Raw genomic sequence first — 12,388 nt, 5'->3', positions numbered from 1 at the left:
AATATTTTGTTTCTTCCTATTATGGTATGCCCTAAAGGATTTATACCCGCTATCCGTCTTTTCTTTTGATTTCTGATTATAATCAATAAACCCCCAATCCTTTTCCTCCCCGGCTAATCTAAATCCTGGCATATAAAAGGATTGCATATTTTCATTACCTAACACACCTTTATTTAAGCCCCTCACCTCTACCAGGAATTGATTCTCCTCTCTGGGGATGGCTACATGGGTATCAGGACGAGCCATAAAGGGTGCCGCATTTCCATCACGATCCGCTCCTTCCGTAAATTTGGTGTAAGAATCTACATTTTGCCCTTTCTCTACATCAGGAAGAATATCAACCGACTTTGCAGGCCGTACCTCATTTTCAGTTATATTTTTTGACATTTCAAACATTTCTTGAACTATCCTCTTCACCATTTGATTATATGAATTAGCTGTAACTCCTCCACTACCCTTATCAAAATTCTGCAGTGCCGTGCCATGCTCATCCCATAGTTCGGTGAATTTTTCATCGTGCAACAAAAACGCTTCTAATTCTCCCTGGTCAATTCTTCCTAGTAAATCATTCAATTCATCACTATTTTGTAACACATCGTTTAACCCGGCTTTCACCCAGAAGCCCATAAAATCTTTAATACTTGATAGCTTTGAAAGCAAGCCTGCGTTTGTCTCAGAACTTGCCTTGAAATCATCACGGTCGGGCGTGTTTTGCCTGGCCTGCACCATGAGGTTTTGTAAAGCCATCATCGGTATCTGGCTGATATAATATGCAAGTATGCTAATGTACTTTTTATCTTCTCCACTCAGTTTATTTTCAAGCCAGCCGGTAGTAGCTACCTTTCGTTCCATATGATCCTCGCCTCTTCTGGTGGCAGTTGCGCCTTGCAGGGCCGCTCCCAAGTCATCCAAGCCCATGGTGATATTGATCTGGGCATTGGTCACCTCATCACGCGAAATGTACTCATTGGTAAATGAACCTATCCCTTTGGTAAAACGAAGAAGTTTCAACTCCGAATAATACTGATAAGCATCTTTTTCCTTAAGTTTAACACCAAGCCCCCTTTCAAGTTCGTTCTTCAATTCTGCCAGTGTTTTTTTCCCTTGAGCCAAATCCTCCGCCATTTTCTTTAGATATTTTTCTATTTGGCTGGTAATTCTCATGGCCCTGTAGGCGATTTCTTTAAAGTCTTCTTCATTCTTCTTTCCGATGGTAAAAGGAGGAAAAGCCGCTTCAATTACATTACCGGCATCAGTTTCAAAAACAAAAGGCAGTCCATTTATATCTATGGTAGATTCCAGCAATTCCTTGTGTATGGGTAAATCCCCCGAGACAGGATGTGGAGTTACTTTAGCAAACTCAAACTCCGGCCCCATCGTCACCACATCACTTTCATCGTGTTTAAGGTCTCTTTGCAAATCTATGAATTCCCTTATCTCTGTAGGATTTAGATCTGTTTTCCCGCTGTCCGGCAAGTGTTTATCAAACCAACTTATAAAATTGTCAACATCCTCCTCCCGCTGTATCACCTTCCGTTGGGTTGATGTTTGAGGCGTATTTTGCTGCTTTTGAGGAGAAAATGCAGAATTGATTGATAAGGCCTTTTCTCCCATAACATCAGCCTCCTTTTCCAGGCTGCTCTCGTCGTTAATACTGACACCCTTTCCTTTGAGCTGTTTATTAGCTCGCACCCTTCCCTGCTTCTGCTGCACCACATGCCAGGCCTCATGGGGAAGATGCTGCTCCTGCCCCGGTCCTACATGGATGTCTGTACCCTGAGCATAAGCAAGGGCTTGAAGCTGAGCAGGCTTGCCGGAGTTGTAATGCACCTTTACGTCATCCATTGAATACCCCGAAAGGCCTTCAATACCTGACTTCAGATCATCAGGAAGTCCTGTTTTGTTCTCAGTTTTGGAAGTTAGCTTAGAGGCGCCATTATTCCCTCCTTTCTGATTTTGGTTGGAGGTCTGCTGGGTGGCCAATTGGGTAACCGGATTTACATTATCAGCAAACTGGTTTTTAGCATCAAGGTTGCTTCCGAATTTGGAGTCAAGACTACTGCTGTTTTGGTTCAACCTGTTTACTGATGAATTCCCACCTTTTGAGCCTGCTAGTTGATCATTCATCTTATAGTTGGTTTAGGACAAATATTGAATATGCCCCCAACGATGAAACCATCAGGTTTGGTTGCCTTGACCAAACACATCTAACACTATCCCGCTCCTATTCCCTTTCTCTGTACAATTAAAGCAGGACCAAGAGGAAAATTTGGGGAGTAAAAGGATAAAACCGAAAGGCTGTATATTTAAAGACCGTATTGCAGGTAAGTGAATATGGTTGAAAAATGGGCATTACCGAGCGATAATGGTACAAACTGATAATTCACTGGCCATTCATCTCCATCCACTCAGGATCATTGGCCTTATTGGTATAGTTTCTCAACAAGTCCCTATCTGCCCTAAGCTCCCTTGTTATCAAAACAACGCCATGCTCGTCTACTTTATAAGGCACATTGTAGAAATCAAGAACATGTTTTACATTACCATAGAAATTCCCGGCCGGTTCGGTTTCAACAAGTTGATCTCCAGATAATATTACCGGCTTTAACTCTACATACTCTTTAGAGGTACAGGAGGCTCCAATAATAATTATCAGGAAGAAGACTATTCTAACCATGGTTTTTTATTTTAATTCTAAAAAGTCAAGCAAAAAAATTGCTCTTATATAGTCAATGGACTGGCTTGAACTTAAAAAGTTTAAATGCTTTATCGTCCACATCAAGTTGAATATATCCTCCCCTGATACCGATGTACAACTTGTCACCCACAACCGCGATCGAGTTGGGATAAAGTCCTCCCCAGAAAGCATCTTTTATCAGCACCTTCTTTTCAAAAGAATCGTCCACTATGTAAAAACCAGAATATGAAGCAATAAAAATCTTGTCATCTTTTACCAGTATAGCTTGCGGAGCGTCCTCAAAATCACATACTTTCTCATATTCAAAAGTATCAGCTAAACACTTCAGCCTAAACATCGCCCCTTGATTATACCCCAAATGCGCCAGCCCTTCTATAAAGAAAATCTGTTGCCGAAATCTGAAGACAAATTTAATGTTGCCTGTTTTTATAAGAACGGGCTCCTTGGATGGATCTCTGAAAATGAACTCCAGCCTACCGTCCCACTCTCCATGATCAATTCCACGAAGTTTTCCATGATCAAGATCCCACGCAGCAGGACGTTTGGGTTCAACCTCGTTAATTTGGAGGCTCCTATTTTCTGTATTTACCGAGAACCCTTGTGCATAGTTGAGCTCATACCATGCTGGACTTCCTTTTTCAGGAGGTTCGGCATAAGTGAAATCTGATCTATTAAATGACTGTCGAAATAACGGCTGCCCCATAAGGTATTTAAGATCTAAAATCTCGCCGCCATCAACAAGCTCAGATCCTTATGTTTCAAACCGAACTTTCTGGCAATAGGCTCATTCGTAAGGCTACCTTTGTAGGTATAAACGCCATTCATAAACCACTTATGGGCAAATATCATTTCCTCAATGCCACCCTCCTCTGCTGCCCTTAAAATTGTAGGCGTAAATATATTGCTTAGTGCCGTGGTAGCTGTGTGAGCTACTCTTGAAGCTATATTGGCTACACAATAATGTATTACATCATACTTTCTGAAAATTGGCTGCTTTAGGTTGGTTAATTCCGAAGTTTCCACGCAACCGCCCTGATCTATCGAAAGGTCGATGATCACCGAATCGGCTTTCATGTCAGCCACCATTTCTTCGGTTACCACATAGCGTGTACGGCCCTTTTCCACTCTCAGTGCCCCAATCACTATATCAGCATTTTTCAGGCACTCCGTCAGCGTCACGGTATCAATAGTAGAGGTATATATCTGCTGCCCCAGGGTATGCTTAATTCTTCGCAGTTTGTAGATATGATTATCAAAGACCTGCACTTCGGCTCCCAGGCCGATGGCTGCACGTGCTGCATACTCTGCCACGGTACCTGCGCCTATGATCACCACTTTGGTAGGAGGCACCCCCGTAATACCACCAACAATCACACCTTTCCCTCCATTAGAACTACTCAGGTATTCTGCAGCAATAGACATCACGGTGTTCCCGGCAATTTCACTCATGGCCCTGATGATAGGAAAACCACCTACCTTATCTTCAATAAACTCAAAAGCAAGTGCTGTAACGTGCTTCTTATTCAGTGCTTTGATGTACTCCGGAGACTGGCTTCCCATCTGCACAGCCGAGATCAACCCCTGCCTTGGCTTCATCAGCTCGATCTCTTCCAGGGTTGGCGGTTCAATTTTTAAAATGATATTGGCTTTGTAAACCTCTTCGGAAGAGTAAACTATTTTTGCACCTGCCTCACTATATTCTTTATCGGAAAACTTGGAGCCTTCTCCGGCTTTAGTTTCCACCCAAACCTCGTGCCCGTTGTTTACCAACAGAGCCACCGAGTCCGGTGTAAGGGTAATCCGCTTTTCCTGAAGGGATATTTCGTTGGGCAAACCAATAAAGAAAGAGTGTTTATTTCTTTTTACCGGCATTAATTTTTCCTGTGGATATAGGCTGGACTCTTGTGCTAGCTGCGCGAAGCCTGATTTTTCTTTCTTAGTCATACCTGGCCAAATCTATTAACCGCTTTACGGGATCTATAATAGTTATTTCAATTTTCAACATTCTGTCAGGAAGCAAACCTTCAACTTTGGAAGGCCACTCAATAAAGCAATAATTGCCCGAGTAAAAATACTCCTCGGCGCCAATATCCATAGCCTCCTCTTCATCCTTTATCCGGTAAAAATCAAAATGATAAAACACTTCTCCTTTCCCGTTCTGATATTCATTGACTATGGAAAATGTAGGGCTGTTCACGTTATCCTCCACCTCAAAAGCTTCACAAATTGCTTTTATTAAAGTGGTTTTTCCTGCTCCCATCTGTCCTTCAAAAAGCCACACATTATAATCTTTTCCAAAAGAAATAATGCGCCTGGCCACCTCTTTTAACTGTTCCAAACCATCACATTCCAACTGAAGTCGTGGCAAAGTACTATCTACCATATTTCGAATTTAATGAAATTATCGGAATAATCATTTCCTCCAGAGACACCCCTCCGTGCTGAAAGGTATCCTTGTAATAATTTACATAATAGTTATAGTTATTGGGATAGGCAAAAAACTGGTCCTCAGTGGCAAAAACATAGGTGGAAGAAACATTGACTTTTGGCAAATGAATACGCTCCGGCTTAAAAGCCTCCATGATTTTGTCAGCATTATCGTAGCCCAGGTTCTTGCCCTGTTTATATCTGAGGTTGGTATTGGTATTCCGGTCGCCCACAATTTTAAATGGCCGCTTTACCCGGATCGTACCATGGTCGGTAGTAATGATCAGCTTGCCTCCTGCTTCTGCAATCAGCCGCAGAGCTTCTAAAAGTGGAGAGTGCTCTATCCATGACCGGGTAATAGACCTGTAGGCAGACTCATCCGGGGCGAGTTCGCGGATCATAACCATATCTGTACGTGCGTGAGACAGCATGTCTACAAAATTGTAAACGACAACATTCAGGTCATTGTTCATCAGGTTTCTCACGTTATCCACAAGCTGTTTGCCTTCACTGATCTGCTTGATCTTCGTGTAGCTGAATTTTATATTGAGATTGTTTCTTCTGATCTGCTTTTCAAGAAACTCATCTTCATGGTTATTCTTACCCTCTTCCTCATCCTCTCCTACCCAAAGGTCTTTATGCTTTTGCGCCATCTCCAGCGGCAGCATACCTGAAAAAATAGCATTCCGCGAATAGGCAGTTGTTGTAGGCAATATCGAATAATAGGTATCTTCTTCCTCCACGGTAAAGAGCTCTAATATGGCAGGCTCTATAACTTTCCACTGGTCATACCGAAGGTTATCAATCACCAAAAAGAACACCGGCTTTCCTTGCCCCAGGTGAGGAAAAACCTTCTTCTTCATCAATTGATGGGATAACAGGGGCTTTTCAGCATTGGCATCATTGAGCCATGATTCATAGCTTTCATTAACAAATCGGGCAAACTGGTTGTTGGCCTCATCTTTTTGCATGTTGAGCACTTCGGCCATGCTCTTATTTTCTGTATCGTCGATTTCAAGCTCCCAATATACCAGCTTCTTGTATATCTCCGCCCATTCATGATGGCTAAGGTCTTCATTAAAGGCCATGCTGATGTTGCGGAACTCCTGCTGATACGAAAGATTGGTTTTTTCCGTGATCAACCTCTTGTTCTCAAGGATTTTTTTCACCGAAAGCAAGATCTGGCTCGGGTTAAGTGGCTTGATCAGGTAGTCGGCTATTTTGGCTCCAATGGCCTCCTCCATGATTAGCTCTTCTTCACTTTTGGTGATCATCACTACGGGTAAATTGGGGCGCAAAGATTTGATCTGGGTCAGCGTTTCCAAACCTGACATTCCCGGCATATTCTCGTCCAGAAAAACCACATCAAAATGTTTTTCCTCGCATAGCTCCAGGGCATCTGCCCCACTATTTACAGGGGTAATATCGCACCCTTTGTTTTCCAAAAAAAGAATATGCGGCTTAAGAAGGTCTATTTCGTCGTCTGCCCATAAAATATTGTATCTCTGCATACTTGTTTTCTCCTGATAATTAGTTCTTGAACATTAACTTAACTTGTTAACAACTCCTCTTGTTTTTCTTTATTTTAATGAATCTATAATTTCCTATTGCCTATTTTTGGCGCCAGCTTGGCGTCAATGCCAAAAAACAGCAATTTCTTTTAACACGTAACGGAATAATCGCAGAATAGATTGAACAAAAGAAAAATTTTCAACGATCCCGTATATGGCTTCATCAATATAAAAAGCGACCTGATATTTGACATCATCGAACATCCGGTTTTTCAACGATTAAGACGTATCAAACAACTTGGTCTGACTGACCTGGTTTACCCCGGCGCCCTACACACACGCTTCCACCATGCCATAGGTGCCATGCACCTTATGACCCGGGCCCTGGACAACCTGCGCAGCAAGGGCATAGACATCAGTGACGAAGAATATGAAGCCGCACAAATCGCCATTTTGCTTCATGATATAGGCCACGGCCCCTTTTCACATGCCCTGGAGTTTAGCCTTCTTCAAGGAATAAAGCATGAAAGCCTGTCCTATTTACTAATGAAGTATCTCAATTCCAAATTTAACAACAAACTTGAGTTGAGTTTAAAAATATTTCAAAATACGTATAAAAAACGTTTCCTGCACCAACTGGTGTCCAGCCAGTTGGATATGGACCGCCTCGACTATCTGAAGCGGGACAGCTTCTTTACCGGGGTTTCCGAAGGGGCCATAGGCCTTGACAGGATCATCAGCATGCTTAATGTGGTAAATGACCAGATCGTGGTCGAGGAAAAGGGATTGTACAGCATTGAGAACTTCCTTAATGCCAGAAGACTCATGTATTGGCAGGTTTATCTGCACAAAGCATCGGTAAGTGCAGAAAAAATGCTGGTCAACCTGATCATCCGGGCCAAAGACCTGGCCCTGGGAGGGCACGAGGTATTCGCCAGTGATGCCCTCAGAACTTTCCTGACCGAGCAAAAAACCCTGGAAGACTTTCAGCAAAACGACGACCTCATTGCCACCTATGGCATGCTGGACGACTATGACATCTGGGGTGCAATCAAAGTATGGCAAAACCACAGTGATAAGATATTGAGTTCGCTAAGTACACAGTTGCTTAACCGCCAGCTTTATAAGATCAAGCTCACCAATGACCCGCTCAGCAAAGACGAACTCAAAACTTTAAGGAATAAAATCGCCGAAAACTATAACATAGTACGGGCGGATGCGCGTTACTTCTTTGCCTACGGAGAGGTTACGAATAAAGCATACATTGCTGAAGGGCAGTCTATCAATATCTTAACCAAAAAAGGGAAGGTAATAGATATTGCGGAGGCCGTGGATTTACCTAATATCAAGGCTATCAGCAAAATTGTTAAAAAATACTATCTATGCTGCCCCAAAAATGTATCTTTGTGAAAATATAAATTGAACCCATTCTGCGCAGTTTTAATGGAATTTACCGTTAATCAAATAGCATCACTTTTAGGTGGCGAAGTAAAAGGCGACGGGGAATTGAAAATTAACATGCTGGCCAAGATTCAGGAAGCCAAAAAAGGTCAGTTATCATTTCTCTCCAACCTTAAATACGAGAACCACCTCTATAGCACCAACGCCAGTGCTGTAATAGTCCATAAAGATTTTGAACCCAGAAAGCCGGTCGACGCAACATTAATACTTGTTGAAGACCCCTATTCATCGTTTACGGTACTCCTGGAAGAATATCATAAATTTATAAGCTTTCAAAAATCAGGGGTTGAAGAGCCTTGTTATATAGGCAAAGAAAGCCAGGTGGGTGAAGATGTATACCGGGGAGCCTTTTCATATATTGGCAATAATGTAAAAATTGGCAACAATGTAAAAATATACCCACACGCATACATAGGCGACAATGTCACTATAGGAGATAATACCATTATTAATTCAGGAGTAAAGCTATACGCCAATACAGTCATTGGAAGCAACTGTGTATTGCATTCCGGAGTGGTCATCGGTAGCGATGGTTTTGGTTTTGCCCCTCAGGAAGACGGCACCTACAAAACCATCCCTCAAATGGGCAATGTAACTGTGGGCGACAACGTGGATATCGGCGCCAATACAGTCATAGATTGCGCTACATTCCATGGAGACTCTACGAAGATCCATAGTGGCGTGAAGCTGGATAACCTTATTCAAATCGCTCACAATGTTGAGATTGGCAAAAATACCGTGATCGCAGCACAGTCTGGTGTAAGCGGCTCCACTATTATTGGAGAAAACTGTGTCATTGCCGGGCAGGTTGGTATTGCAGGTCACATTGTATTGGCCAACAAAACATCCATTGGGGCAAAAGCAGGTCTTGGAAAATCCATTAAAGAAGAAAATGCCAAACTCATGGGCAGCCCTGCCTTTGATGTAAAAGATTTCTACCGTTCATACGCCGCATTTAAAAATCTCCCCGATTTAAATGCCAAATTGAAGCAACTTGAAGAAAAAGTACTAAATTTGCCGACATTTCAGGAAAAGCAGTAATGAATATCAAACAACACACTATAAAAAAGTCCGTAACACTTTCCGGAGTGGGTTTGCATACGGGTGTAGAAACTAATATGACTTTTCTTCCCGCTAAACCGGGACATGGCATAAAGTTTCAGAGAACCGATCTTGAAGGTCAGCCTGTGGTAGATGCAGATGTTGATAATGTGGTAGACCTATCAAGAGGAACCACCATAGAGCAAAGTGGAGCACGGATCAGTACAGTTGAGCATACTTTGGCGGCTTTGGTTGGCCTTCAAATTGATAACGTACTCATCCAACTGGATGGCCCCGAGCCTCCTATAATGGATGGTAGCTCAAAACAGTTTGTTGATATTCTGAATGAAGCAGGAACCGAAGAGCAAAATGCACTGAGGGATTTCTATGAAGTTCAGGACAGTATCTTTTACAGAGAGCCGGCAAGGGATGTAGAAATAGCAGCCCTTCCACTGGATGATTACAGGGTGACGGTTATGATTGACTATAACTCCCCGGTACTCGGAAGTCAGCATGCCTCGCTTACTGACATCAGTCAGTTTGAAAAAGAAATAGCTTCCTGCCGTACATTCTGCTTCCTGCATGAATTGGAAATGCTCCATAAGCACAACCTGATCAAAGGTGGTGATTTAAATAATGCCATAGTTGTGGTAGACCGGGTGGTGAAGGAAGAAGAGCTGGAAAGCCTGGCTTCACTTTTCAACAAGCCCAAAGTAGAGGTTAAAAAAGAAGGTATTCTCAATAATGTTGAGTTAAGATACCGCAATGAACCTGCAAGACACAAACTGCTGGATGTAATGGGTGACCTTGCCCTGGCAGGTAAGCCCATCAAGGCACAGATACTTGCAGCACGTCCAGGCCATGCGGCCAACGTGGCATTTGCAAAAAAATTAAAGCGGGCTATGGAAACTTCTGCCAAGCAGAATGCTCCGAAATACAACCCAAGCCTGCCTCCGGTATTAGACATCAACCAGATATCAAATATACTGCCCCACAGATACCCGTTTTTGCTCATCGATAAGATTATCCATTTAGATGAGGAAAGCGTATCAGGTGTAAAAAACGTCACGCTTAATGAGCACTTTTTCATGGGGCATTTCCCTGGCAATCCTGTAATGCCTGGTGTATTGCAGGTAGAAGCAATGGCTCAGATAGGCGGAATCCTGGTTCTTAACACTGTTCCCGATCCTGAAAATTACTGGACGTACTTCCTGGGAATAGAGAATTTCAGGTTTAGAAAAATGGTGTTGCCTGGAGACACGCTGGTAATAAAATGTGATCTGCTGGCGCCTATTAAAAGAGGAATTGCAAAAATGACAGGAAGGGCATTTGTAGGAAACACGCTGGTATGTGAAGGAACAATGACGGCCAGCATAGTAAGGAAAGACTCATGAACCAACCATTAGCATATATTCATCCTCAGGCTAAAATAGCCAGGAATGTAGTTATAGAACCATTTTCTACCATCCATAAGAACGTAACTATAGATGAAGGGACATGGATAGGTCCGAATGTGACCATATTTGAAGGTGCAAGAATAGGTAAGAATGTAAAGATCTTCCCCGGGGCATCTATCTCTGCCGTACCTCAGGACCTTAAATACAAAGGTGAGGAGACAGAAACCTTCATTGGAGACAATACAGTTATCCGCGAGTACGTAACGGTTAGCCGTGGTACTGATGACAGGGACAAGACCGTGATCGGCAGCAACTGCCTACTAATGGCCTACGTTCATGTGGCTCATGATTGTATCATTGGCGACAACTGCATTATTGCCAATGCCGTGCAAATTGCCGGGCATGTTACCGTAAATGACTACGCTATAATAGGTGGGTCTAGTGCCATTCACCAATTTGTAAAGGTCGGTGCCCATACCATGCTTTCAGGCGGGTCTTTGGTTAGAAAGGATGTACCTCCTTACACTAAAGCAGCCAGAGAACCTCTAACATACTGTGGCATCAATTCGATTGGTTTAAGACGCAGAGGCTTTTCTTCCGAAAAGATCAACGAGATCCAGGAAATATACCGTTATGTGTTCCTGAAAGGTTTAAACAACTCCAAAGCCCTTGATCTGGTAGAATTGGAGCTGGCGCCCTCAAAAGAACGCGATGAAATCATTAACTTCATAAGAAGCTCCGACCGTGGCGTAATGAAAGGCTATTCTTATTAAGTTAAGCTGAGACTCCATATGGAAGTATCCCTTCAAAATCTGGCAAAGAGATATAATAAAGAATGGATCTTCAAAGACCTCAACTATGAACTTAAAGCTGGCGAGAGTTATGCTCTGGTAGGCTCCAACGGCAGTGGAAAGTCCACTTTATTACAAATTATATCCGGTTATCACCTGCCCTCGGCAGGCCATATAACCTATATAAATCAGGGCAAACAGGTGCCGCCGGAAGAAGTGTTTCAATACATTTCGATTGCCACACCATATATGGAGCTCATTGAAGAGTTTACACTTAAAGAGCACCTCGATTTTCACTTCAAATTCAGAAAGATCAGAGAGGGCTATACCATTGACAGGGTCATGGAAAGCTGCCTTTTATCGAACGCCAGGGACAAATACATCAAGAACTTTTCTTCGGGCATGAAGCAGCGTTTAAAACTCGCTCTTTCATTCTATACACAAAGTGAACTGGTACTACTTGATGAACCTACCTCTAACCTGGACAATCAAGGCACGAAATGGTATCAGGAAAGGGTGAGGGAGTTAAAAAAGACCAATGCAACCATTCTCATAGCCTCTAATCAGGACTACGAATACGAGGAGTTTTGTACAGAATACATTGATATGCTGAAATTTAAGAATTAAAGGTTACCATTTGCGCCTGGTACATATTTATCCAAAATTGGAATAATGTTATCAAAATATTCATTATTTTAGCAGGATGTTTGAATAACAAAATAAAAAATTTTTATCTTTCGAACTCATAATTTTAGCATTGTAAACATAGTATTAATGAAAAATCTAACCTACTTATTTAGCGCAGTTATTCTGTTAGTAGTATTAACAACAATAGGTTGTAAGAAAGACGACGATCCGGGACTTTCTGAAGAAGAACAACAATTAGAAGCATTGGCGGGAACCTGGGTTGCCACTACTGTTAATGACGGTGTTCAGGATAGACAAGACTATGATGGATTCACCCTTACTATCAACAAGGAGTTGACTTACTCAACCGCTGCTGGCCCTGACCTGCTACCTATGCCCGAAGCAGGAGCTTTTGTATTTGGTGCTAATGTAAAA

At 42.5% G+C, this 12,388-nt stretch carries 12 protein-coding genes; 6 read left to right on the top strand and 6 right to left on the bottom strand.

The features are described from left to right. The 6 genes from E1163_RS30965 to porX all read right to left on the bottom strand — a co-directional run. The coding region (locus tag E1163_RS30965) for an eCIS core domain-containing protein (RefSeq protein ID WP_221417961.1) at positions 1 to 2,127 on the bottom strand (2,127 nt) is incomplete at its 3' end. Positions 2,128 to 2,383: 256 nt separating this feature from the next. Beyond that, complete coding sequence (locus E1163_RS08315) at positions 2,384 to 2,677, bottom strand: hypothetical protein (protein WP_155170977.1); 294 nt, start codon at positions 2,675 to 2,677, stop codon at positions 2,384 to 2,386. Positions 2,678 to 2,729: 52 nt separating this feature from the next. Next, positions 2,730 to 3,401, bottom strand: coding sequence for a hypothetical protein (locus E1163_RS08310; protein ID WP_155170976.1), 672 nt, complete (start codon positions 3,399 to 3,401; stop codon positions 2,730 to 2,732). A gap of 14 nt (positions 3,402 to 3,415) precedes the next feature. Then, positions 3,416 to 4,642, bottom strand: coding sequence for an alanine dehydrogenase (locus tag E1163_RS08305; protein WP_155170975.1), 1,227 nt, complete (start codon positions 4,640 to 4,642; stop codon positions 3,416 to 3,418). Next, positions 4,635 to 5,081, bottom strand: coding sequence for a tRNA (adenosine(37)-N6)-threonylcarbamoyltransferase complex ATPase subunit type 1 TsaE (tsaE, locus tag E1163_RS08300; protein WP_155170974.1), 447 nt, complete (start codon positions 5,079 to 5,081; stop codon positions 4,635 to 4,637). The genes E1163_RS08305 and tsaE overlap by 8 nt, the downstream gene beginning before the upstream one ends. Beyond that, positions 5,071 to 6,636: a T9SS response regulator signal transducer PorX gene (gene porX / locus E1163_RS08295; RefSeq protein WP_155170973.1), complete on the bottom strand. Its 1,566-nt coding sequence runs from the start codon at positions 6,634 to 6,636 to the stop codon at positions 5,071 to 5,073. Before porX ends, tsaE begins: the two co-directional genes overlap by 11 nt. A gap of 180 nt (positions 6,637 to 6,816) precedes the next feature. Between porX and E1163_RS08290 the strand changes: the two genes are divergently transcribed. The 6 genes from E1163_RS08290 to E1163_RS08265 all read left to right on the top strand — a co-directional run. Next, entirely contained in the window at positions 6,817 to 8,046 is a 1,230-nt protein-coding gene (locus E1163_RS08290; RefSeq protein ID WP_155170972.1) for an HD domain-containing protein, read from the top strand. A gap of 33 nt (positions 8,047 to 8,079) precedes the next feature. After that, the gene (gene lpxD, locus E1163_RS08285) at positions 8,080 to 9,138 is read left to right on the top strand and encodes a UDP-3-O-(3-hydroxymyristoyl)glucosamine N-acyltransferase (protein WP_155170971.1); all 1,059 of its coding nucleotides are present in this window, start codon (positions 8,080 to 8,082) and stop codon (positions 9,136 to 9,138) included. Next, positions 9,138 to 10,532 (top strand): bifunctional UDP-3-O-[3-hydroxymyristoyl] N-acetylglucosamine deacetylase/3-hydroxyacyl-ACP dehydratase, encoded by a 1,395-nt coding sequence (locus E1163_RS08280; protein WP_155170970.1) that lies wholly within the window; start codon positions 9,138 to 9,140, stop codon positions 10,530 to 10,532. The genes lpxD and E1163_RS08280 overlap by 1 nt, the downstream gene beginning before the upstream one ends. Beyond that, positions 10,529 to 11,308 carry an acyl-ACP--UDP-N-acetylglucosamine O-acyltransferase gene (gene lpxA, locus E1163_RS08275; protein WP_155170969.1) on the top strand — a complete coding sequence of 260 codons (780 nt, stop codon included), beginning with the start codon at positions 10,529 to 10,531 and terminating at the stop codon, positions 11,306 to 11,308. Before E1163_RS08280 ends, lpxA begins: the two co-directional genes overlap by 4 nt. Before the next feature lie 18 nt (positions 11,309 to 11,326). Beyond that, a complete protein-coding gene (locus tag E1163_RS08270; RefSeq protein WP_155170968.1) occupies positions 11,327 to 11,953 on the top strand; it encodes an ABC transporter ATP-binding protein in 627 nt (208 codons plus the stop codon). Positions 11,954 to 12,100: 147 nt separating this feature from the next. Continuing rightward, a partial coding sequence (locus tag E1163_RS08265) for a hypothetical protein (protein WP_155170967.1) occupies positions 12,101 to 12,388 on the top strand: 288 nt, incomplete at its 3' end.

The organism is Fulvivirga kasyanovii, from assembly GCF_009711405.1.
Taxonomy (GTDB): Bacteria; Bacteroidota; Bacteroidia; order Cytophagales; family Cyclobacteriaceae; genus Fulvivirga; species Fulvivirga kasyanovii.
The sequence above is the reverse complement of the archived record's forward strand: the minus strand, read 5'-3'. Positions and strand labels throughout refer to the sequence as shown.